Genomic DNA, 23,902 nt, shown 5'->3' on the forward strand with positions numbered 1-23,902 from the left:
TTTACTTCTCCCGCGCCTTCGGCCTGATAAAAACCAAAGCCATCAGCCCGCCCAATATGCCGAGCATGCCGGATATCCGCATGATTTTTCCATAGGCGTCAATAAAACCCAGGTGATAAGCTTTCATTACCGCCTCTCTGTGACCGGCGCCAATGGCCGCCGGCGCTTTTGCATTGCCAAGGTTTACCGCCTGAGCCACGATCTCCTGTCTTTCCTTTTCGCTCACCGGCAACGACTGGATATCTCTTTGCAGCGAAGCGGCAAACAACAACACCGCCAGCGCCCCGAAGATGGCATTAGCAAATACCCCCGCTATCCTCGTAATGGCATTGTTGATCCCGGATGCGGTACCCGACAGGCGATCGCTCAATGCGGTCATAACGGTGGCCGTAAGCGGTGCAACGGTGAAAGACATACCCAGCCCCAGTACCGCAATGCCAGGGAAAAAGGTGGTCCAGTAGCTGGCCGGGCCATCTGTTTGTTTTACAAAGGACAACATCAGCAAACCAATGCCCGCGATACAAGGGCCGGCCACCAGGAACAGCCGCGGTCCGTATTTGTCCGCAAGACTGCCCGCGAAACGGGCAATCACGATCATGAGCACCGTAAAAGGCAAAAATGTAAGCCCCGATTGCAGTTGATTGTAACCCTGCACCTGTACCAGGTTCAGCGAAAGGAACAACATTCCCGCGCCCAGGCCCGCATACAGGAAAAACGTGAGCAGGTTCGCGCCGCTGAAGGTTAAGTTGGCAAACAGGTTCAGCGGCATCATCGGGTAAGGGCTTTTCTTTTCCGCCACGACAAAGGCAACGAGCAACAATACCCCGGCTACCAGGGAGAGATATACCTGCGGGTGGCGGAATCCCAGCTCCGGCATACGCAGAAAACCAAATGTCAACACGGCCAGCCCGAGGGCGATCAGTATTGCGCCCGCAAAGTCCGGCCGCTGCGGAGTACTGTTATCGAGGTTTTCTTTTACTTTTCCCCAGAGCAGCAGCAATGCGATAATGCCTATCGGTACATTGATAAAAAATATATACCGCCAAAGGCCCGCATCGGCCAATGCACCGCCCAGTACAGGCCCGCCCATCGTCACCAGCGTGGTGACGGCGGACCAGGTACCAATGGCCCTGCCTCTTTCTTTTTCATGAATGGAAGAAGACAAGAGCGACAAACTGCCCGGTATCATAAACGCGCCGCCTATGCCCTGGATGATCCTGAAGGCGATCAGCAGGCCAGCGCTGCCGGCCAGCCCACAGGCTGCAGAGCCCAGGATAAAGACGAATATACCGGCCATAAACACCTTTTTACGGCCCAGCCTGTCGCCCATCGTGCCGCCGATCAATATCAGCGCGGCCAGCATGAGCAGGTAAGCGTTTAATATCCAGAAAAGCTCTGCCCCGGATGCATCCAGGTCCTGCTGAAGGGACGGTAATACAACATTTAATGCCGTGGAATCTATAAAAGCCATAGCAGAGGCCAGTATGACGGGGATCATCAGCCATCTGCCCGCTGCGCTTTTGAGTGCGACTGTTGCCATAGTATCTGAAGTTACTGAATTAACGCGCCGGAGGTACGAAATGTTCCGTTGTGGAAACGGCTTTAGTCTTGTCTATATACCTGTAATTTATTACCTTAATACAGACAGACAGCCCATTTTTGTCAAAACCTACAAGATATGCAAGTAATTAAGGACCAGGTGAAAGATGAACAATACCCGAAGATATACCTCTACCAGCGGGTAGTCCGGGCGAAACTGTTCATTGACAACAATTACAGCAATAAAATAGAACTGGACAACATATCCGACGAAGCCTGTTTTTCAAAATTCCACTTTATACGGCTTTTCAGTTCCGCATATGGAAAAACACCCCACCAGTACCTTGTTTCCGTACGGATCGAAAAAGCCCGGGAATTGCTGCGGGCCGGCCAGTCCGTCAGTGATACCTGTTTTTCAGTTGGATTTACCAGCCCCACTTCCTTCAGCACCCTTTTCAAAAAAATAACGGGTGTCTCCCCGCTCCAATACCAGGCCAGCCAGCAACAGTTACAGGCCAAAATCAGCCAGGCCCCTTTAGCTTTTGTTCCCGGTTGTTATGCATATATGCACGGCTGGAATGAAAATAGCAATTTTGAAGAGGCCGGTTTGTAATTCTCACCCGACATTTGCCTTAACCAAAAAGGCGGATAATGATAACGAAAATGAGCATTACGAACATCCACGTCCTGGACCAGGACAGGGCGCTGGATTTTTACGTAAATAAACTTGGCTTCAGGCTGGTAGATGATATCCCGATGGGACCGGACACCCGGTGGCTAACCGTTTCCCCTCCTGATCAGCCCGATCTCCAGATCGTTCTGTTCCCTGTCACCGTCAGCAAAATGTTTCCCCAGGAAACGGCCGATGCATTGATAGCGCTTATTAAAAAGGGCGTTTTTGGCTGCGGCGTTCTCACCTGCAAAGATATCCACGCCACTTATGAAGAACTCAAAGCCAAAGGCGTGGAGTTCATCAAATCACCCACCAAAGAGTTTTATGGAACAGAGGCGCTATTCAAGGATGATTCCGGGAACTATTTTTCTTTGCAGCCCATAGACCAGATGACCGTATGAAAACCATCTTCGACAAAGCCGTCAGAGACGAGCTGACCAACAGGATCAATTCATTGGGGGAAAGCAGCCAGGCCCAATGGGGTAAAATGAATGTTTACCAGATGATAAAACACTGCAACACCTGGAATGCCTGGGTACAGGGCAAGCAACATTCAGATCTCCGGCAGGAATTCCTGGGGAAGATCTTCGGGAAAATGGCGCTTAAAAGCAATACCAGGGACGATACACCCATGAAAAAGGGGATGCCCGCCGGCAAAGCCTTCACCATAAAGGAAAAGGCCGGGGACGTAGCGGTCCAAAGGGATATCCTGAAGGGCCTGATCGCGGATTACGCGCATTTTTCCAATGAAGGATTCATTCATGATTTTTTCGGGAAGATGACAAAGGAGCAGATCGGGGTCTTTGCTTACAAACATGTGGATCATCATTTAAGACAGTTTGGGGTGTAAGGGGATGGATAAAAGAAAGGCCCAAATCCCGTCATTGCGAGGAGTAGCAGCGCTAAAGTGGGTGGGGCGACGAAGCAATCTCCTGCATCGAATGGATGTACGCCAAATATCTGGAGATTGCTTCGTCGCAGCGCCCGCACAAATCCCCCGCGGCTCCTCGCAATGACGACCTTTTCACAATGACGCACCAAACAACGCCAGTTCTGTGTTAGATCTTCCCGCATTACTAAAGCCCTTGCACTAAAATGCATAGTTTTAACTAACGACTGGGACCAATAACAAAACCCGCTCTTAGAGCGGGTTTTGCATACTTATTTCTTCCGTCTATGCCGTTATTTCTTCTGCTGGGAAAGGAAAGTAACCAGCGATGCAAGCTCTTCGTAAGACAGTGCATTCGCCAGCCCCGCCGGCATCATGGATGTTTTCATTTCCTTGCGGGAAAGGATATCGCTGGTCTTAACGGTGTATACGTTGCCGCCGATATCTCTCAACACCACTTTAGCCGCGGTTTCTTCCGTCACAAATCCCATGTAGGATTTGTTCCCCTTCGCGGTGATCGTCACCGTAGCGAAACCCTGTGAAATAGAGGCGTTCGGCTTGAGGATGGATTCCGTGATCTGCTCGCGGTTCATGATAGAGCCTACCTGGCCCATAAAAGGCCCTTTCATCTTCTCGCCTTTATTGACACTGTGGCAGGCCACACAACCCTGGCTGGTAAACAGGAGTTTGCCTTTGCCCGGGTCTCCCTTTAATTTATTAATGGCCAGCAATACGTCTTCGATGGAAGATTTACCCACCTGGCCCTTTTTACTTTTTATTTTATCAAGGTCTATTTTAGATTCCTTTGCCACAACGGGTTCCGCTTTCTTCACCGGTGCGAAAGCCGCGATCTCCATCCTGTTGCGGGCGTCCAGGTCCCTGAAATACTGTTTTTTGGCGGGAACTTTCAGCGCTTCCTTTTTCAGGAATGCCTCGATGGTTTTCGATCCTTCCCAGAGCACGGCTTTATAATAAGGGCCATGCGAATCCGGCCGGGTGCCCCACCACCATGACGCATCGTAGGTATCTTCTTTTTTGTACAAACGCGCCAGTGTGGCCAGTATCTGTTTTTTCAGTTTTTCGTCTTTGGACTGCCCGTAAGCACCGATCAGGCCGCTCACTGCTTTCTGATCGTGCATATAACGTAATGCCCACAGCGCGAGGGCTGAATTTGCACCATTGATGTTCGCCACAGCGGCATCCACCGCGTGCAGGTTCACCAGCGCCTGAACGGCCAGGTGCGGCAGTACTATCGCGGAATTGGGCGTGGCATGAGGCCCTTCCACATCTTTGGCGGGCTCCACAAATGAAGCGGGTACTTTGGTTTGTAACAAAGCGGTGGCCACTTCAGTTTTGCCGGAACGGCCCAGCGCGATGATCGCGGCGGCGCGTACGCGTGTGGAAGTATCTGTAAGGGCTTCCAGGAAAGGTTCCGCAGGCACATCTTTGAGGACGTCTTTACGGTCCGCCAACGCACGTAATGCATGTTCCTTCACGGCGGCGTCTTTTGTAAGGGCCGTCAATTCGGGGATACCATCTTTTCCGGCTGCCTGCGCATACGTGTAAATAGCGGCCACACGGGTATACAAGGGCAGCTGCGCATCAGAAGCAATGGCCAGTGCGGCGGCATTTGCCTGCTGATCATTGCGCGCGATCAGTTCCTGGGAAGCGTATAAACGCGTCACCGCGCTACCCGATTTCAGCAGTTGCGCCAGTTCCTCCACCGAAGCCTTGGCCAGCTCGGGAAAAGCCTGGTAGGTCCAGTCTTTCGGCACCGCCCTGATCACATATCCTTTGCTGGGGCTGCCGGAATAACCCGCGCCATCCCATGCCGACAGGAAAAGCCTGCCGGAGCCGTCCACATCCAGGTCCGTGATCTGCGGGATCGCCAGGAATTCTTCTTCTTTCTGGGTGAAGGTAGGCCCATCGGGCGTTACCCGGTGGATGTACAACATGCTCCTGCCCCAATCCGCCATCATGGGCACATTGTTGAATTTCGCGGGCCAGTTGGGCTCTGCCATGTACAGGGCGCCGGTACCGGAGCCACCGCCTACATCCACAAGAGCCGGCAGTATCTCATCTGTAAAATGCTGGAACAATACCGGGTAACCATATTCGCCGGTCTGGATATGGTGCGAAAACCGCACGTTCCATCCGCCGCCGTCATTGGTGTTTTCCCGGGTGAACACATTCATATAAGGATCAATGGCCACATCATATACATTGCGCGTGCCATGGGTATATATTTCCATTTCGGTACCGTCCGGGCGCACCCTTACGATCCCTCCACCCAGCATGGTCAGTTTTTTGCCGGACCGGTCCGTGGCGTTATGAAATCCAAAATCGCCCACGGCAATATAGATCCAGCCGTCGATACCCATCCTGATGCCATTGGTGGCGTGATCGGTTCCCCGCTCCTGGATGTATTTGGTATTGCTGAGATTTTCGATGAGCGGCTGGGGTGCGCCGTCCGCTTTTCCATCCCCGTCTTTATCTTCAAACACTACCAGGGCCATGCCTGTAGCTTTACCGGTTTCTTTGGAGAATGTGGTGTGCAACACATACACCTTGCTGCCCAGCACCATGATGCCGCGGGGGTTGTCCACCTCTGCAAAGTCGATATGCTGGTCCATGGTGCCGTCGTTGTCCTTATCGATCAGCTTGAGTATCCGGCCTTTACCGGGGTCTTTCCCCAGCGAGCCGATCATATCCACGCCTACAAACACTTCGCCGGTGGGTGCCACCGCCAGGCAAGCGGGACTGGGCGTTACGTCCGGACCTGAAAATCTTGAGATCGTTAATTCTGGCGGGTATGTAGCAGTGGATGGCGCTTCTTTCAGAAAATGTTTTGCGCCCATAAATACTGTGACGGAATAAAACAGCGTCAGTGAAAATTTGATCATTTGTATGTACAGTTAATTTAATATGGTAACCCATATGCTTATCAAAGAGCCGGTCAATTTAGAAAAAAAATATTTCCGCGGCAGAAATATTTTATAAGTAAAAAAACGACTGAATGCAGGCATACATCCTGTGTATTTATTTCCACAATCTAAAATCCTTGCTAATTTAAACCTGTTACCAGGCGAAACATGGGGTAATTCAATATAATACGCCCTCATTTTCATACCTTTAACAACTCATACCAAATAGTGGCACTATTTTTCCCACGCGAGAGGAAGCCCTTATCATCATTTTCAACTGAATGCGCGCTATGCAGTTTTTTTTGTAAGAGGAATTAACCAAATAAACAACTGTAATCATGAATGACAATCACCTTTCTGTAATACTGGCAGATGACGATAAAGATGATTGCCTTCTGTTTAAGGAGGCATTGGAAGAGTTGTCTTTGCCCACACAACTGGTGACCGTATACCATGGAGAACAGCTTATGCAATTGCTTAATAAAGAAAGTCCGCTCCCCGACGTCCTCTTCCTGGATCTTAATATGCCACGTAAAAATGGCTTCGAGTGCCTGGTTGAAATAAAAAGCAGTGAAAAATTAAAACAATTGCCTGTTATTATCTTCTCTACCTCTTTAGAGCCGGAGATCGTGAATAAACTTCATCAAGACGGGGCATACCTGTATATCAGGAAGCCCAATAAATTTGAACAGCTCACAAAATTACTTTACCTGGCATTGACGGCCGTAGCGGAAGATAATTCAGTACAGCCTTCAAAAGAAAACTTTGTACTGACAGGTAATATAAAATAAAAACAATGAGATCTACGCCAGCCACGGTTAAAAAGAAAGATACTGATAAGAAAAGATCTCAAAAACCTTTCCTTATTGTTGGTATAGGCGCCTCCGCGGGCGGATTGGAAGCGGCCACAGCACTAATAACGAACCTCGCGCCGGACACAGGCATGGCATTCGTCTACGTACAACATCTCAGCCCGGACCATAAAAGCATGCTCACCGCCCTTTTATCCAGGTCTACTAAAATAACCGTACAGGAAGCAACAGACAAGTTATTGATTGAACCGGATCATTTTTATGTGATACCACCAGATAAAGAAATGACGGTAACGGACGGGCACATAAAATTAACACGCCGCAAAAAAGACCGGTCCGTTAATTTACCTGTTGATGTTTTTTTCGGCTCCCTTGCGGAAAAGCACCCCGGAGGGGTCATTGGCGTCATCCTCAGCGGTAATGCCAACGATGGCTCACTAGGATTGGGGGCTATCAAAGCTGCCGGAGGGCTCACCTTTGCACAGGACAGTTCCGCTAAATTCAACGGCATGCCCAAGTCCGCAATTTCCGCCGGTGTAGTGGATTTTATCCTGGCGCCCAAAGACATTGCGCGGGAATTGAACCGCATCAGCAAATATGATAACCCAAAGCAAAAAATAGCGAACACCGGCAAAGAAGATGTGATTGACAACAACAATCCGCATTTGAAGAGCATATTTACAATTTTATACGAAAGAATGGGGGTGGATTTCAGCCACTACAAAATGAGTACCATCAAAAGGCGTATCCTGCGCAGGATGATGTTATACAATATAAAAACACTGAAGGAATACGCAAAACTGGTGGAAGAGAAAAGTGATGAAGCATCGATATTATACCAGGATATGCTCATCAATGTCACCAGCTTTTTTAGAGACCCGGATGCCTGCCTGTATTTAAAGAACACCCTGTTACCCAGGCTGCATAATAATAAAAAGGACGGAGAGACACTGCGCATATGGGTGACCGCCTGCTCTACAGGAGAAGAAGCGTATTCCATTGCCATGATTTTATTGGAAATACAAGGAAAAAAATCCAGCCAAATACCGGTTCAGATCTTTGCTACAGACCTGAGTGCGCAGGCTATCGCCAAGGCGCGTATTGGTGAGTACCAGGCAGAAGAGATCAAATCTGTTTCACCCCAACGCCTGCAACGTTTCTTTACAAAATCGGGTACTAAATACCGTATTGCTAAAGCAGTACGTGATATATGCGCATTCTCCCCACATAACGTATTAAGCGATCCACCATTTTCCCGGGTAGATTTTATAAGCTGCTGCAATATGCTGATCTACCTCGACCTGCCCGCGCAAAGAAAAGTCATTACCACCTTTCATTATGCATTACAGCCACAAGGATATCTCATGCTGGGAAAATCAGAGACTATCGGCACATCTGACCAGCTTTTTTCTACCACCAACCAGAAATACAAACTCTATTCGGTTAAGAAAAATTCAGTTGCACGCCTGCAGCCGGACCTTATGCCGCAATTTCTAAAAGGCAAGCCTGGCGCCAAAAACATACCTGTCAAAACAATTAAGGCCACTCCCGATCAAACGCATGCTCTGGGAAGCGCTATAGATAGAATTTTACTGACGCAATATTTGCCCGCAAGCGTCGTGATCAATTATGACCAGCAGATCCTCGAGTTTCGGGGCGCAACGGATCTATACCTGACCCACTCATCCGGAAAAGCCACCCTGAATATCCTAAAGCTGACACGTCCCGAAATTGCCTTTGAGCTGCGCATCGCCATCCAAAAGGCAATCAGAACGAAACAGGCTGCCCGTAAGGAAAACATTGAAATGAAGGTCAATGGCTCACTAAGATTGTTCAGTATTGTGGTAGCCCCTCTTCAGATAGAGGGAGAAGAGCCTTTTTTACTCGTACTTTTTTCAGAACAAAAAACGGTTGAAATAATTGCAACGGACGATAAGACAGGAAAAAGCACTTCGCTGGCAAAAGACCGCAGAATAAAGAAACTGGAAACCGAACTGGCCATCGTGCGTGCAGATATGCTTGCTTATGCGCAGGAACAGGAAACAATTACCGAAGAATTGCAAAGCGTCAACGAAGAGGTGGTTTCCAACAATGAAGAATTACAGACCCTGAATGAAGAACTGGAAACATCCAAAGAAGAGATCGATTCAGCTAATGAAGAACTGATCGTTGCCAACCAGGAATTGCAGACCCGCAATGAATTACTGATGGAGTCTTATGAATATTCGGAAGCTATCATTTCTACTATTCACGAGCCAATAGTCATTCTTGACACCAATCTCCGTATCAGGTCCGCCAACAACACATTTTATAAAACATTTAATATCAACAAACAAACGGCTCTGGACGCCCTGTTTTATGAGGTGGGAGATAAACAATGGGATATCCCCCGTCTCCGGGCATTGCTGGAAGACATCATTACAAAAAGCACCCGCCTCAGCAATGTTGAAATCACCCATACTTTTCCCGGTATCGGAAAAAGAATAATGTTACTCAACGCCAATCGGATTATACAGAAAAATCACCGCGAGCAGCTTATTCTCCTGGCCATTGCGGATGTTACGGAAATTTTACAGCAACAGGAAAGGGAAAAGGCGCTCCTTTATAAAAATATTGAGGAAAGTAAATTATATACCCGTGAATTAGAAGAGTCTGTACTGAAGGAAACAAATAAACGGAAAGAAGCCGATAAAACCCTGCTGCAAAAAGAAGAGGAGATTTCGGTTTCCGGGTACAACAAAAGATTCCTGACGGAGTTTTCCGATGAGTTTGCCATTTACAGGATTCATAATAAGTTTTTTAACTCACTTGCATTATTCATCGCTGAATTTACAGGACTGGATTACGTTTTGGTTGGAAAAACTGAAGATACAAACACCCATGAACCTGTTATCCAAACTATTGCCATTACATCATTTGGCAAGCTCACGAAAAATATAAAATTTCCGTTGCTTCATGGTCCCGCCGAACAGGTAATAAACGGAGCAGTACGTGCATATCCCGAACAATGCAGGCAAACCTTCCCGGAAGACCAGATGCTTACCCGGTTAAAAGTGGAAGGGTATTTAGGCTACCCCTTGCTGGACGTAGAGGGAAAGGCCATGGGACTAATTGCAATCATGCACCAGCAGAAGATCAAAGACCCGGAAACAGTAACATCCATTTTAGAAATTGTTGCCAGGCGTGCTGAGCTGGAATTAACCAAGATTAAATATGAACTGGCACTTGAAAGGAACAATACAAGCCTGGAGGAAAAGAACCAGGCGCTTGAAGCAGTAAATCACGAACTTAAATCATTTACATACATCTCCAGCCACGACTTGCAGGAGCCATTACGAAAAATACAGGCATTTTCAGCCCTTATTCTCGAAAAAGAAAAACAGAACCTTTCCGATAGCGGAAAAGACTATTTACAGCGTATGAATTCCGCTGCCAGCCGTATGCAGAAACTTCTCGAAGATTTACTGACCTACTCCCGTGCCAATGCCGCTGACCGTACCTATGAAAACGTTTATCTTGATAAAGTCGTAGAAGAAGTAAAGACGGATTTAAAAGAAGATATCGAGAGAAAAAATGCCGTCATAGAGGTCACCGGGGTTTGTGTGCCCAGGGTCATCCCTTTCCAGTTTTACCAGGTAATATACAATCTGCTGAGTAACGCGCTCAAGTTCTCCAATGCCGAAGCGCCCCCACACATAGTTGTTAAAGGGAAGATCGCGTCGGGCAACAAACTAAAGAACACCCGGCTCTTTCCAAAACAGCGGTACTGCCATATCGTTGTAAAAGATAACGGCATTGGCTTTGAGCCCCAATTTAGTGAACGTATTTTCGAAGTATTCCAGAAACTCCATGGCAAGGAAGAATACGAAGGAACGGGTATCGGCCTGGCCATCGTCAAAAAAATAGTGGAGAACCACAATGGTATTATTATCGCCACCAGCCAGCTGGGTAAAGGCGCGACCTTCGACATCTATTTGCCTTCGGAATAAAATTGTTTTGCTATTTCATCCTGCAGTTTCGTGCAAAGCACTTTTAACGGCTTGTTTTTATTGGCTGCAATCCAGCTTTTCATATCCTTTAACGTAAAGGTTTCAATTATATCTTCAATCAGCCCGGGGGATGTAGTGATCTTTTTCCTCCCGTCGCAATGGTGCATGATGTAATCATATATCAACACTTTTACGCCCTCTTCATTTCTTAAATTTATTTCCCAGGCCCGTATTGTAGAAGAATACGGACTGGGTGAAGATACCCAGTTACATTTGGCGGAATCCCCCTGAAACAATAAAAGTTTCTCGAGGATCTGCCGGTCCGCATTAAAAAAAGAAGCCACCGCGTTAAAGTAAACTATACTATCCTTCAGGAAGTCTTCACGGCTTTTTTTGTAAAAATCCAACAATGCTGTATCCTTTATTATGTGGAGCACAAAATTACAACTGAGACTGTCCATTAGTCCTCCGAACAGGGGCTCAATTTTTGATGCAGTAAATATCTCCTGTTCAGGCACCTTTGCCGTTGAATCCTGCCTTTCACCCGGTGATTGACAGGCTGCAAAGCAGATCACAAATATTATTAACACATTTCGCATAGGTTTTATCATGTATAGGTTGTATTGTGTATGCCTGAATGCAGGCATTCCTTTTACTGGCAGCAACGGGAATATTTTGCAATTTATCTCACTTCCCTTGCAGTATCCCGCTCAATTCATCAAACCCGCCGGAACTCGCACTAAAAAAGATCTCCCCGCTTTTACTGACCAGCATATAGGTCGGGAATGTCGTCACCGACAATTCCCCCACCATCGTATACTTCCTGTCTTTCATATTGCAGAATATCTGCGGCCACGTGAGCTTGTTTTCCCGGAAGATCTCCTCCGCTCTGGCATATTTCTCCGGGTCGTCAAAACACACGCTGACGAACGGGACTTTGGTCTTTACTTTATCATGCAGCGCTCTCAAATCGGGCATACCCGCTATGCAGGGTTTGCACCAGGTGCCCCAGAAATCCAATAACAGGTATTCTTCCGCGTTTTTGAAGTACGGCTCCAGCTGCCGCATATATTTTTCCGGCATTTTCAGCGTCAGCCGCTTTTCCTTCAGCTGCCGCATATAGACGGTCTGCCAGTCTCCGCTAATGCTGTCTACCTTATACAACTTTTCCCCTATCACCAGGGTATCCGCCCACCTGTAAATGTTTTTATAAACAAGCCGGGTTGTCATTGTCACCAGGTCCTGCTGCAACACCCCGTTTTCTTTTACCTTCATGGATATGGTATGGTCAGGAGCGGTATAGTACCGTTTTAATAAAAAAATACTGTCGTCTCCCATTTTCACCACCCCGCTCTTACCCAGGGATACACCAAGCGGCATCTCGTTCAGACAGGAATCCGGATAGGATACCCCTGTATTAAATGGATAAAAATACATCTCGGATGGGAAGAAGACAGTCTGCTTACCGTTACAAAAAGGCAGGTCTATTACGGTCCGCGGCACGGCGCTCTCCGGGTAATTGCTTTTCTTCCATTTTTTCAGTGAATCGTACACGTAGCTATGTACCATCTCTTTTTTCAGAAAGGGATTATAACGTTGCAGGATGCAGACCTCCAGCCCGCTCTTTCCTGTCCTCCTTGTCAATACCTGTAAGGCGGGAACCTCTCCGCATTCCGTTTCCCCTTTTGAACCATAGCGTACCGCCCACAGGACGCTGTCCGGTTTTTTCCCGGCGCACCATATCTGTACCTCCTTCAGCGTAACGATTTCCCTTCCGGTACCCCTGGACTGGTTGATTTCGTTCAGCGCAAGACTGACACTAATATCCCGTTCCTGCGCTATGGCGAAGACCGGAAGGATCAACAGCCAGCTTATCAATAGGTTTCTGCCGTAAATTTTCATGTTTACTGTACGTTTTGGTTGTCCGTTGAGAAAATGCTATATCAATACAAACTATCGTTGCTAAATTTAATGTAAAAGTTTTATAATTCATGCCCTTATCCCCCTTCCCACCCCAATTAAGCTTACCTTCACCGGAATACGGATAATTCTGTCCCTATAATCCTCCAACAGGTGCAACAAGTCTTCGAGACGCTCATCAACAGTTTCATTGAAAATAAAGTAGGTATTGCTGAAAATTTCCTGAGCGCCCAACTGGCAGGCGATCTCAGGAACAACCTGACCGGTCTTTACGACGGGCACCAGATGCGGGCCGCCGGTACTGGCAACAACGAACTGGTAGCGCACAACAAAGCCGTCCGCAGCGATATGATCTACTGGCTGGACAAAGCCCATGACAACATACATGAAAACGCTTTTTTTACTGTGATGGACGCTTTTATACTTTACCTGAACAGCTCCTGTTATACCGGCATCACAGGTTATGAATTCCACTATGCCCTGTATGAAACAGGCAGCTTCTACAAAAAACACCTGGATCAGTTCCGCAACAACCAGAGCCGGCAATACTCCATGATCATTTACCTGAACACAGACTGGATCGCCGGAGACGGCGGACAATTGTCCATCCACCACGCGGGAGCCGCATCGCAGGAAATAGACCCTACCGGGGGTAAAACTGTATTTTTTAAAAGCAGTGAGCTGGAGCATGAAGTGCTGGTGGCCAACAAACCCAGGATGAGCATTACCGGCTGGCTGAAAAAGGATTAACTCCACCATTCCGGTATATGACCCGCGGCCACTCTCCCGATACCAACTTCAAGACCGCGCCCGGCCTATTCAACAACAATCCGTAACGATCCATCTCAAAATAATTTTTCGTAACCAATTGGTTACACTTATATTTACATAAGAAAGCCGTTATGGCTAACAGTTGTTTCTAACCAAAAATAACCGTGTCATGTCATTACTCGTAATTGAACGCACCTACCGGGCTCCGGTGGAGAAAGTCTGGGAAGCCCTCACCAATAAGGAACAGATGAAGGAATGGTATTTTGATGTGTCTGATTTTAAACCTGAACCAGGTTTCCGTTTTCATTTCACAGGTGAAAACGAAGGGATTGTTTTCAGGCACGAATGTGTGGTAGTGGAAGCACGGAAGCCTGAAAAACTGTCCTACACCTGGCGGTACGATGGGTATACCGGGGAATCGCTGGTCACTTTCGAGCTTTTTAAAGCGGAACAAGACAGCACCCGCCTGAAACTGACCCATTCCGGCACCGATACTTTCACGCACCCGGATTTTGACAAGGCAGACTTTACAACAGGCTGGAATGCCATCCTCGGCGATTCACTGCGCAACTTTCTGGAGAAAGGCGATATTAAAAAATCCGCCCGGATCAATGCCCCGGCCCATATTATCTGGGACATCCTGCTCCACCCGGACAACCAGTGGGGCCTGGCGTTTGGCGGTGGCGCCACCGTTGAAACAAACTGGAACACCGGCTCCACCGTCATCTGGAAAGACACAGCCGGGAACATCGGCGCAAACGGCATCGTGGAAACGATCCAGCCGGAGGCATCCCTGCACATACGTTATTACGATGACATTCGCCCGCCCGCCGGTACGCCTTTGGGCGATTATGCCGAACAGTTCAGGCTGGAACCCCATCCGGACGGCAGCCATACCTTACACATCCGCGCCGGGCTGCTTTCTAAAAGGGATATCCCCTTCCATACGGATATGTGGGAGAAGGCAATTGTTATCATCAAAGACCTTGCGGAGAAAAGAAAATAACGTACGTCATTGTGAAAAGGCCGTCATTGCGAGGAGCAGCGGAGGATTTGTGCAGGAGCCGCGACGAAGCAATCTCCATATCCTGGAGTACTTCCATCCGATGCAGGAGATTGCTTCGTCGCCCTACTCACCTTAGCGCTGCTGCTCCTCGCAATGACGGGATTGTCCCTAGCCCTATTGCTCCTGGCAATGACGGGCTTTGGGCCAGCCTGGGGCACTCATGTGGAGGATCAGCACCGAAGTCCGGATTCCAAACCTCTGCACTTTCAGTACAGAGTATTTTATTTCTATACACCACTGCATCACCCACTGGCTGAAAAAGGATTAATACTCATTTTTCGAAAACATTCAACACCGGTCGAACAGACATTAGATATTCACTAATCCCGGTTCGACCACGCTTAAAAGATATCTAAACCCGCTTATACCGGCGTTCGTATCTGGCAAATTGTCCCCCGGAAAGACCAGTTCCCATTGACTTATCTTTAGTCAAAAACACTTTTTATGGGAACACAAACAGGCATATTAAAATTCACAGGACGGCTGGGCAACGTCATCGGTTACCGCGTGGGCGGCAAATACCACCTGCGCACCATGCCGGAGCAGGTACGCCAAAGCCCGCGTAGCAAAGCCAGCAGCCGACAGTTCGGCAAAGCCAGCAAACTGGGCGCCGCCATGCGCCATGCCCTCACCGGGCTAACGGACATCCCTCATGAAAGCACGCTGGTAAACCGGCTGAATAAAGCCCTGCTGGGCGTGCTGAGAGAAGATGACCTGCACCGTACCAAACGGTTTATTCCAAGACATACCCAGGGATTAACGGGCTTCTGCCTCACCCCGCACGCCGGGTTATCCAGGCTGCTCACCGTCACCCCGGATATTTCCCGGGACAACGATGGCATCATCACCGTGAGCATACCCGCCATGGAAACATTTAACAGTAACCCCCAGGCCACGCACCTCAGCATTAAGGCAGTGGTAGTAAACATCCACCATGGTTGCACAGCCGCTGACGCGATAACATCAGAACCCGTTTTGCTGGAAGCAGGCAGGCCCTCGGATGCATTTACGCTACAAGTACCCGCGCAACCCGACGCAATAAGCTGTGTGCTACTGGAAGTAATCTCCCTGCGGATGGAGAACGGCCGCATGTACCAGCTACAAAACAGGAAATACACAGCCGCTGAAGTGATCGCTGTGTTGCCACCGCAACAGGAGCCCCGGGCTATCACTTACTCCTGGGATGCAATGCAGGTTCAATACCACAACCATCCAATACCCTGCCTGCCGGGTATGATCATCCATTCACCGCAACGGGAATAAAAATGACCGCCACAATGATAAATATACCTGTGATCTTCATACCCGGCAGCCCAATGCCAGCAGCCCCCTTATGCCTGTTCACTTCATTTTCCCTTCAAACATGCATCTTCTCCACGCTTCACTTACCTGGCACCACATTTTTCTCTTCAAAAACACCCCTTTTCAGGACCTCATGTACCGTTTTGATCACCGGAACATGCCGCACATCCGGTAAAAAGCCGTACGCAACCTCTTTAACATGATCTCCAACTCATTTCCACACCATCTCCGCAGCAAGTCCACCTATTCTGTACCTTCCCTGTAACGATCCTATATCCATCCCATAGCTGCCCGCTATGTATCATGGCTTTCCCAGGCGGTAGATCACCGGCGGCATTACAACACCGAGTCTTCCTAACCTGGACCGCTCACCTGCCCGCATGAGGTAAATATTGTTCTGCCCGTCCATGCCGAGGAACTTGCAATTGCCGATAAAATCGGTGTTATTGTAGTATTGGCAGAAATTCACATACCTGGCCTGCCCGGAGAGGTGGTATTGCACATCGAACAACGTATGGCCTCCCGGCAGATTGTCTCCCACAAACCCCTTCTCTATCCCCGCAAAGGTGTATACGCTCGTGTTTTCAGGGTTAATGGCCCCGATGCTCGGCTGACTGCTGGACAGCGGGTTACACAGCAGCTGCCCGCCCGGCAATGCCAGGAATGACCCGCCTCCCAGGTTCAGCGGTCCCAGGTTATTGGGAAACCGCCAGTCCGGGTTCTCCTCGAACGATACAAAGTTCCAGTTCGCATAAGACAGCGGCACAACAGCCAGCGGCTCCATGGCATCCAGGTCAAACTTCGTCAGGCCGGCCTGGGTGATGAAGAAGGCCGTTGAGCCATCCGGCGTATAGTATGCATTGTCCTCTTCATCCGCAATCTTGGCAATACGGCCGTTCTGTTCCAGCCGGGCGGCATATACTCCCTGGTTGGAAAAAAGCAACCGCTGCTGTGCGTCCACAAAAAGATCCCCGGCGATCAGCTGGGTATTTTCTATCGGGCCATTGTCCAAAAAGTCCTCGGGGAAGAAAAACGTGGCAAACCCATCCAGCTTATACCAGGTACGGTTGATAACCTCGAAGTGGTCCAGGTCCGGCGTTGTCTTCAATAATAACCAGGCGCCTGTAAAATCTTCATGCCCGGTCATATCTGTATAAACAGACAGGTACATGGTGCTGTTGTCCGCACTCACCGCCATCCCGGAAAAAGCGTAGCCTATACTGGCGAACGGGCCCGGCAGGAATTCCTTCACATGCACCTCCTGCCCGTCTATCAGCAGGGCATCTCCCGTCTTCAGCAGGGTCTGCACCTGCCCGTTTTCGATCCGGTAAATATCCATCGCCGATTGCAGGTAGATCACGCCGTCCGCGGTAACGGAACGGCCGGGAAAATAATCATTTCCTTCCCCTGCATTAAACGTATAGGCATTAGCGTACCGTGTTGTAAAATCCGTAATGTTCCCGCCAAAAATTTCCTCCATCACCAGTGTGGTATCCGGCCTGGAACCATCAAATACCGGTTTGGCAAGCACATTCACGTACAGCACCTGTACGTGTTCACCCAAACGGATCTCCAGCGGCTGGCGGCCCTCCCCCATTTCCGCGGTCACCTCGAAACGCAGCGCTTCAACGGTGTATGGAACATCCGGGGTGTTTTCCGGCGCCACCTGTTTATAGACGGCCGGCACCCCGCCGAGGCTCACGGTGGGCGATGCGCTCAGATGGATCCTGCCCACAATGGTCAGCGAGTCGCCCACCAGTACGGTAGCGGGAGCCGCCACCGCGCTGAGCCCTTCGGTCATCAGATCCAGCCGGTCGCTCACCTTCCGGCAACCGGCGGCAAATGATAAAAGTAGCAGGAAGCACAGGGATAAACGGTATGTAGCGATTGTTTTCATGTTGATGAAAATGAGATTAGTTGTATTTAAGTCTTCTTACTTTAAAATCAGGGCTGATGGTCACGGTTTCTCCCGTCGCGGGATCTTCGTAGCTGGCCCCGTTGTAATACCCGTAAATGATGATATGCCCCGTCTCTCCAGGTTTGATACTGAGATTAGCCCTGCCCAGTATATCCGTTCCCGTGGAGCGGACCTGCAGACGCAATAACGTGTCCGCCTGGTTTTCCGGGATGTCCCAGCTGATAAAGGCCGTAGTGTTCCGGTATTGCAGGGCGCCGGGCATATCCAGCTGCTGCCCGTTCACCCATAGTTCCACAGGGCCCGCGTCCGGGCTCAGATGCGTTACGCGGATACGGGCTTCCCGCGCCGCGGCACGGCTTTCGTCCACGAGGAAAAGGGTTTGATAAACGCCCAGGCTATCCGCCAGGAACAGGCAGCTTCTCGCGCCGGTACGGGTTTCAATCTCCGTTTCGGTTAGCAGGCTATGCAATGAATCCGGGCTGTGGAAACCAACCGAATGCCGGCCCGGGCTAACGGACAGGAAAGACATCCAGGGGAATGAACGGTCGAAGGTACCGTTGACGGTGGCAACCGGGAACATTACCTGTCCCCATTCGCCCAAGGTGATGTAGTCGAACCGGATGTCCGCCTCATCTTCCCGCACACTGCTGCCATCCAGGGAAAGCGGGGCGCTTCCATATACTGTTCTCATCGCGTTTTCCAGGTGCTGCGAGGTATTGTAGAAAGACAGCCTGCTGTCTTCCGGCTGCAAAATTTCGGGGGTCTTTTCGCAGGCGGTGAACAGGAGTATGCCGAATGCCAGGAATTTCCCGCGTATATATTTTTTGCTGTTTGTTTTTTTCATGGTCCGGTGCTTAAAATGCGTAGGTAAATGTGATGTTGTAATAGCGGCCGGGATTATACCGCATCATATCGTTATCGCCCTCATAAGCCGGGTAAACTGCGTCATTGCGGGGTACGCGGCGAATGGGTTTGTCGTAGTTATAATCCCAGGTAGCGTCTTCAGCCAGGCGGTAGGGCTGGCCGAGCAGGTTCTGCACGGTGACACGCATTTGCAGACTGCGGTACAGGCGCTGGGTAAAAGAAATATCCAACAGGTGGCGCCCCACCTCTATCAGGCTGGAGGAGCTTTGCAGCTTCACCGTTTCTTCAGGGGTGGTGGCTCCCTTTTGCAATATCGCTTTCACTTCTTCCGCACTGGCGGTGGAGATAGCATATATGCTGGAGCCGGTAATGTTGTAGATAAAGCCCAGTTTGGTGCCCCATCCCGGGTTTTCGTAATACAGCCCCGCATTCACCACATAAGGAGCCTGCCCTTGCAACGGCCTGCCGCGGTCCCTGTCATTCATCACCTCGCTTTTGATAAGCGCGCCATTTGCGATCACCGACAGGTTACGGAACAGGTTGCCCGGGATGAACGCGAGCGACTTCCGCACGTCCAGTTCCAGGCCGTACACATTGGCGCTGGCAGAATTGGCAAAACTGATCTGCGGCATCAGCGCATCTTCCCATTCCGTTTCAAAACGCAGCCGTTCTATAGGCTGATGGATGCGTTTGTAAAACGCCCCGATGCTGATCGTCTCATTGGGGTGACGGCGGGGATACAGTTCCAGGCGCAGATCGTAGTTATCGATCGTACTGCGCTGCAAACCGGGATTGCCCACGATCCGCTCACGCGTAATAAAATCGATGTCCGTGAAGGGAGCGATCTCACGGAATTCCGGGCGGTTCACTGTGCGGCCATAGCTGGCGCGGAGTACCCAGGCACTGTCCGGCCGGTAATTAAAATTGACGGAAGGCAGCCAGTCCGTACTGCTGAGGTCCACGGGCACGGGATAATAGATATCGCCCGCAGCCTGCCCGCTTTCCAGTATCGAACGGGATGCGGCGCCGGCTACCCGCTGTGAGTTATACTCTACGCGCAGGCCGGCATTGAGGATGATCTTCCCGCCCAGGGGCGCCCATTCACCCTGTACATACCCGCTGTTGTTCTGCTCGGAAGCGAGATACTGGTCCAGCGGGCTGGAAACATCAAACAATTTGAGGCCCGTGCCATCACCCGGGAAATTACGCGCGTTCCATATCCATGAAAGATCCTGCTCGCGGAACCGGATAAGGTCCCCGTAGTTCTGGAAAGCGGGAGGCCCCCCGTTCTGCAGCACCTGGTCCGTTTCATTGCCGGTGAAATTGCCCGGCAATACCTTGAAGAAACGACGGTCCATCTCCCAGGTGCGGTACAGCTGGTAGGTACCTGCTTTCACTTCCACACCCGGCATGGGGTGAATGCGGTAATCCATCGAAACATTATAGACGTTCTCTGTGTTTTTGATGAACAGGCGGCTCATCAGGCCGAAATAGATGTTGTCCATATCCCGGTAAAAAGCAGTCCAGCGGTAGGCTTCCGGGATATCCACCTCTTCGTTGTGCCCGAAGTTCGTCACCCGCAGATCGGGTACGTCCTGGAGGCTGCGGGAGTAACCGATGTTCCAGCGGAGGTGCTGGGCCATATTGCCGCGCAGCCCGTGCTCCCCGCCCAGGTTCCCGTTGTACAGGAACCGCTGCTGGTAAAAGAACGTGTTCATCTTCCCGGTAGGGATGCCGCGGTAACCGGTTATCTTATCGAAGCTGGTGTTCACGATCGTATTGTCCCTCGCATCGTTCAGCAGGAAGTTGTTGAATTCCAGTTTGTGCCGGTCGTTGAACCGGAAGGTGAAATTCTGCACCAGGTTCAGCTTGGTGATCTGCGTGCTCTGGTCGTTGAAGGCGGATGAAGTGATCAGCGTCACCGGCCCATGGGTCTCATCGGAAGTGGCATATCCGCCCGCGCCACGGAAAGATTGCGCCTGCACGAAATGCCGGTACTCATTGGTATAGGTGAGCGCGCTCATGCTGTACAGGCGTTTGCCGAACAGCTGCCAGTTGTCGAAATAGTTCACGAACACCTGCATGTCCGGCAGGGCTTGTAAGCGCCCGTATTGCCAGGTGTCTGTGAAGCTGTTCACAAGCTGTTCCTGCGTCATCATCTGCTTCCCGCCCGTTTCCCGGAAACCGGGAATATCCGGCATCCGGCGCGTACCGTCATCGAAGCCCAGCCAGTCGGCCCTGCCGCCTTTGTAGCCGTTCATATCCCTGAAGGTGGTGCCTTCCCGGTAATTCACCTGTATCCCTACATTCAGTGCGCGCACCGGCGAAGTGTTTTTTGTGTACACCCGCACCGCACCGCCCGCATAATCGCCCAGCAGTTCCGCCGCGGGGGACTTGTATACAACGATACGGTCTATGATGGGCGTAGGCAGCATATCGTAGGCAAAGGCCCGGCTATACAGCTCGGTGGAAGGCGCCACGTTCTGGTTCAGATAAGTGAGGTTGTACCGCTGGTTCATGCCCCGCACGACGATGAATTTATCATCCACAACGGACACCCCGGCAATACGCTTCACCACCTCGGCGGCATTACGGTCCGCCAGTTTGGTGATCTGCTCGTTGGAGATGCCCGAAAGCACCGAACGCGACATCTTCACTTCCGCCAGCAGTTGTTTTTCACTGGTAAATGCCACGGGCAGCTTGCTCAGCCTCTTCCGGCTTTTTACTTCTACTCCGCCCAGTGTATTGTTGCCTTGCAGCTTGATGTCGTAGGTGCTTTCCTTACCGGCCACTACTGTTACCCGTTGGGTGGAAGCGGCATAACTGATGAAGGAAACTTCCAGCGTATAAGTGCCCACGGGAAGGCTGAACTGGTAGAAACCTTTTTCATCCGCAGACATGCCTGTATTCCTTTCCACAATTCGTACCGTAGCACCGGGCAACGGTTGCGCCGTTTCAAAATCCACCACGCGCCCACGGATCGTACCGGGCGCCGGGGGAGTTTTTTTCTCCGCCACGGGAGCTGCCGCGCCTGTATATTTTAAAGCGGCCGTTTCCCCGTCTATCCTGTAATCCACGTTATGCTGTTTTTTCAGCTGTGCAAGCGCCTCTTCAAGGGTAGACGCCCTGAGGGATATCCTGTTTACTTTTACTTTTTCAAAAACAGAAGGCTGGAAGGAAAAATGTATGGCCGGCGTCTGCCGTTGCAATTGATTGACCACCTCCAGCAGCGTGGTATTGGAAAGGTCTATGGCAATAGGCCGCTGCTGCGCGGCCCCTCTGAATGACGCCCCCAGCAGGATCACCAGGAATACCAGCATGGTACGTGTTGTGTAGATAAAGTCCATATAGATTTTTTTCAGGCAATAGTTCTCCACCCCGGCGGTATTACACCGGTGATGATCGTTGACATTTATTAATTATGAAGGCTGATCGTTACTTTACATAGATGATGTTATCCTGCCGTTTAAATTGCAGTTCCCCCGTAAATGCCAGGTGGCTCAGCACCTGCTCCAATGAAGCGTTTGGAAAAAAGGCGGTGAAAGTATTCTCCGTCTGTATGCCGGCCGTGTAAGAAAAACGTACGCCGAACTTTCTTTCCAGTTGGATGAATACGTCCTTGACCGGTGTATTGTAAAAAGACAGGCTGCCGTTCATCCAGCCGCCCACCTGCCCGGGCGGGATGCTGATAATTTCCGGTTGCCTGATCCCCTTGTTGTACAACCACAACTGTCCTGGCGCCAGTATCTTTTCACCCGGAGCGGCAGCGTCTTTATTGCGGATGCCTATTTTTCCCCTTTTAAGGGAAATGGCCACATGGCCTTCCGTCGGATAGGCCTGCACGTTAAAGGCAGTACCATATACCAGCGTGGAGGCGTCTCCCGCTTTTACCATAAAGGGGCGCTCCCGGTCGTGCGTCACTTCAAAAAAAGCCTCGCCGGACAGCTCCACTGCTCTTTCTTCCTGCGTAAATCCCTGTTGGTACCGGAGCGTTGAACCGGTATTTAAATACACCCGGCTGCTATCCGGCAATACAATTTCTTTCGCGGTTTTATCCGTATTGGAAACGGCCACCCATGCAACCTGAACGCCTGCGTGCCCGGCATCTTTTTTCCCCTGTTGTAAAACAAACCAGGCGCCCCCCACCAGCAGCAGCACACAGGCCGCGGCGGCCACCCAGCGGCGCAGGAAAACATACCGCGTCTGCACGGGTTTTACAGCCCGCAATACCTGCCGGAACATTGCCTCGTCCGCCTCCGGGGACACAATGCCGTTCTCCTGCTCATAATGCTCCCCGAAATAACGGTCGTACCACTGCTCCCCGTGCTGGTCTATCCATTCCCGTATAGCTTTTATTTCATCTTCCGTACAGCGGTTCTCAAAATACCGGTTGATTGTTTCCCTGTTCATGAATAATTGGTTCAAAAAATATTAGCGGACATATCATACACAATCATCGCCGGTTTATCCTGTACCCGGTTTCCGGGCTTAACAATTTGTTCATAATCGAATCCGGGTTAACAATAAAATAATGAACAGGGATACAGGATGGCGTTCTACTTTTGGCCAAACTCCCGGGGATGTTCACTGAAAAAGAGAAAAGACTGAGAAACATCATTCATCAGACGCATACCAGACTAAGCGGGGCCATCTATCACCTGTGCAACGACAGGCATACCACTGCGGATATTGTACAGCAGGTGTATATCAGGATCTGGGAAAACCTGGATCATATTGAAAACGATGAAAAAATATTCCCGCTCCTCAGGAAATATTCCCGCAATATCTTCCTCAACGAACTGAAGCGGAACCGCATTGTTGAAAAAGTGCACAACACCCTTCCCGTGGAAGAATGGGATCTTTCCAGTGAAAACCGGCTGCTGGCCAAAGAACAATACCAGCAGATACAATCCGCTATCAGGAGGCTTCCCCCTCAGCAGCAGCAGATATTCAGGATGCACAAGGAGCAGGCCATGAGTTACAAACAAATTGAAGCTCACCTGGGCATCTCCGGCGGCACTATAGAAAAGCAGATGAACCGGGCTTTAAAATTCCTGCGGTCTGAATTGAAGGTCATGAAGGACGACAGCTATGCGCTCACGCTGCTGCTCGTGTACCTGTCATCCTCGCAGTAGGCCCCGCTGCATCATTGATCAACCGTCACAATAAAAAAGGGCTGTAAGCTTATACTTACAACCCTTTCCTGTTCCTTTTCATATCGTACGCGGCATACGC

Annotated in this window: 17 protein-coding genes; 9 read left to right on the forward strand and 8 right to left on the reverse strand. The window is 50.2% G+C overall.

Annotated elements, in window-relative coordinates; translation table 11 throughout:
- Position 1: 1 nt before the first annotated feature.
- Positions 2–1,540: an MFS transporter gene (locus EG028_RS17445; RefSeq protein WP_120517762.1), complete on the reverse strand. Its 1,539-nt coding sequence runs from the start codon at positions 1,538–1,540 to the stop codon at positions 2–4.
- Positions 1,541–1,678: 138 nt separating this feature from the next.
- On the opposite strand from EG028_RS17445, the gene EG028_RS17450 reads away from it, so the two are divergent.
- Genes EG028_RS17450 through EG028_RS17460 form a run of 3 tightly spaced genes read left to right on the forward strand, consistent with a single transcriptional unit; the run spans position 1,679 to position 3,062 of the window.
- Positions 1,679–2,152, forward strand: a complete 474-nt coding sequence (locus EG028_RS17450) for a helix-turn-helix domain-containing protein (RefSeq protein WP_120517761.1) — start codon at positions 1,679–1,681, stop codon at positions 2,150–2,152.
- Positions 2,153–2,190: 38 nt separating this feature from the next.
- Positions 2,191–2,613: a VOC family protein gene (locus tag EG028_RS17455; protein WP_120517760.1), complete on the forward strand. Its 423-nt coding sequence runs from the start codon at positions 2,191–2,193 to the stop codon at positions 2,611–2,613.
- Complete coding sequence (locus EG028_RS17460; protein ID WP_120517759.1) at positions 2,610–3,062, forward strand: DUF1569 domain-containing protein; 453 nt, start codon at positions 2,610–2,612, stop codon at positions 3,060–3,062. Before EG028_RS17455 ends, EG028_RS17460 begins: the two co-directional genes overlap by 4 nt.
- A 332-nt stretch (positions 3,063–3,394) precedes the next feature.
- On the opposite strand, the gene EG028_RS17465 is transcribed toward EG028_RS17460, so the two are convergent.
- Positions 3,395–6,004, reverse strand: coding sequence for a DUF7133 domain-containing protein (locus EG028_RS17465; protein ID WP_120517758.1), 2,610 nt, complete (start codon positions 6,002–6,004; stop codon positions 3,395–3,397).
- Positions 6,005–6,363: 359 nt separating this feature from the next.
- Between EG028_RS17465 and EG028_RS17470 the strand changes: the two genes are divergently transcribed.
- Both EG028_RS17470 and EG028_RS17475 read left to right on the forward strand, forming a co-directional pair.
- Positions 6,364–6,816, forward strand: a complete 453-nt coding sequence (locus EG028_RS17470) for a response regulator (RefSeq protein WP_120517757.1) — start codon at positions 6,364–6,366, stop codon at positions 6,814–6,816.
- A 5-nt stretch (positions 6,817–6,821) separates the two neighbouring features.
- A complete protein-coding gene (locus EG028_RS17475; protein WP_120517756.1) occupies positions 6,822–10,826 on the forward strand; it encodes a chemotaxis protein CheB in 4,005 nt (1,334 codons plus the stop codon).
- Here EG028_RS17475 and EG028_RS17480 read toward each other — a convergent pair.
- Positions 10,808–11,491 carry a hypothetical protein gene (locus EG028_RS17480; RefSeq protein WP_123864706.1) on the reverse strand — a complete coding sequence of 228 codons (684 nt, stop codon included), beginning with the start codon at positions 11,489–11,491 and terminating at the stop codon, positions 10,808–10,810. The genes EG028_RS17475 and EG028_RS17480 overlap by 19 nt on opposite strands.
- A gap of 22 nt (positions 11,492–11,513) precedes the next feature.
- The gene (locus EG028_RS17485) at positions 11,514–12,728 is read right to left on the reverse strand and encodes a TlpA family protein disulfide reductase (RefSeq protein WP_120517754.1); all 1,215 of its coding nucleotides are present in this window, start codon (positions 12,726–12,728) and stop codon (positions 11,514–11,516) included.
- Between the two features lie 171 nt (positions 12,729–12,899).
- On the opposite strand from EG028_RS17485, the gene EG028_RS17490 reads away from it, so the two are divergent.
- The 3 genes from EG028_RS17490 to EG028_RS17500 all read left to right on the forward strand — a co-directional run bounded on the left by EG028_RS17490 (position 12,900) and on the right by EG028_RS17500 (position 15,846).
- Positions 12,900–13,496: a 2OG-Fe(II) oxygenase gene (locus EG028_RS17490; RefSeq protein ID WP_120517753.1), complete on the forward strand. Its 597-nt coding sequence runs from the start codon at positions 12,900–12,902 to the stop codon at positions 13,494–13,496.
- A 190-nt stretch (positions 13,497–13,686) separates the two neighbouring features.
- Positions 13,687–14,523 (forward strand): SRPBCC family protein, encoded by an 837-nt coding sequence (locus EG028_RS17495; RefSeq protein ID WP_120517752.1) that lies wholly within the window; start codon positions 13,687–13,689, stop codon positions 14,521–14,523.
- A gap of 504 nt (positions 14,524–15,027) precedes the next feature.
- Positions 15,028–15,846 carry a hypothetical protein gene (locus EG028_RS17500; protein ID WP_120517751.1) on the forward strand — a complete coding sequence of 273 codons (819 nt, stop codon included), beginning with the start codon at positions 15,028–15,030 and terminating at the stop codon, positions 15,844–15,846.
- A gap of 340 nt (positions 15,847–16,186) precedes the next feature.
- On the opposite strand, the gene EG028_RS17505 is transcribed toward EG028_RS17500, so the two are convergent.
- The 4 genes from EG028_RS17505 to EG028_RS17520 form a co-directional block, all read right to left on the reverse strand.
- Positions 16,187–17,782: a hypothetical protein gene (locus EG028_RS17505; protein ID WP_120517750.1), complete on the reverse strand. Its 1,596-nt coding sequence runs from the start codon at positions 17,780–17,782 to the stop codon at positions 16,187–16,189.
- A 16-nt stretch (positions 17,783–17,798) separates the two neighbouring features.
- On the reverse strand, positions 17,799–18,647 hold the full coding sequence (locus tag EG028_RS17510) for a DUF4397 domain-containing protein (RefSeq protein ID WP_120517749.1): 849 nt from the start codon (positions 18,645–18,647) through the stop codon (positions 17,799–17,801).
- A 10-nt stretch (positions 18,648–18,657) separates the two neighbouring features.
- A complete protein-coding gene (locus EG028_RS17515) occupies positions 18,658–22,014 on the reverse strand; it encodes a TonB-dependent receptor (RefSeq protein ID WP_120517748.1) in 3,357 nt (1,118 codons plus the stop codon).
- An 88-nt stretch (positions 22,015–22,102) separates the two neighbouring features.
- Complete coding sequence (locus EG028_RS17520) at positions 22,103–23,077, reverse strand: FecR family protein (protein WP_120517747.1); 975 nt, start codon at positions 23,075–23,077, stop codon at positions 22,103–22,105.
- A 170-nt stretch (positions 23,078–23,247) separates the two neighbouring features.
- Here EG028_RS17520 and EG028_RS17525 point away from each other — a divergent pair, with 170 nt between their 5' ends.
- The gene (locus tag EG028_RS17525) at positions 23,248–23,802 is read left to right on the forward strand and encodes an RNA polymerase sigma factor (protein ID WP_120517746.1); all 555 of its coding nucleotides are present in this window, start codon (positions 23,248–23,250) and stop codon (positions 23,800–23,802) included.
- The last annotated feature ends 100 nt before the right edge of the window (positions 23,803–23,902 follow it).

The organism is Chitinophaga barathri (assembly GCF_003807585.1).
In the GTDB taxonomy this organism is placed as follows: Bacteria; Bacteroidota; Bacteroidia; order Chitinophagales; family Chitinophagaceae; genus Chitinophaga; species Chitinophaga barathri.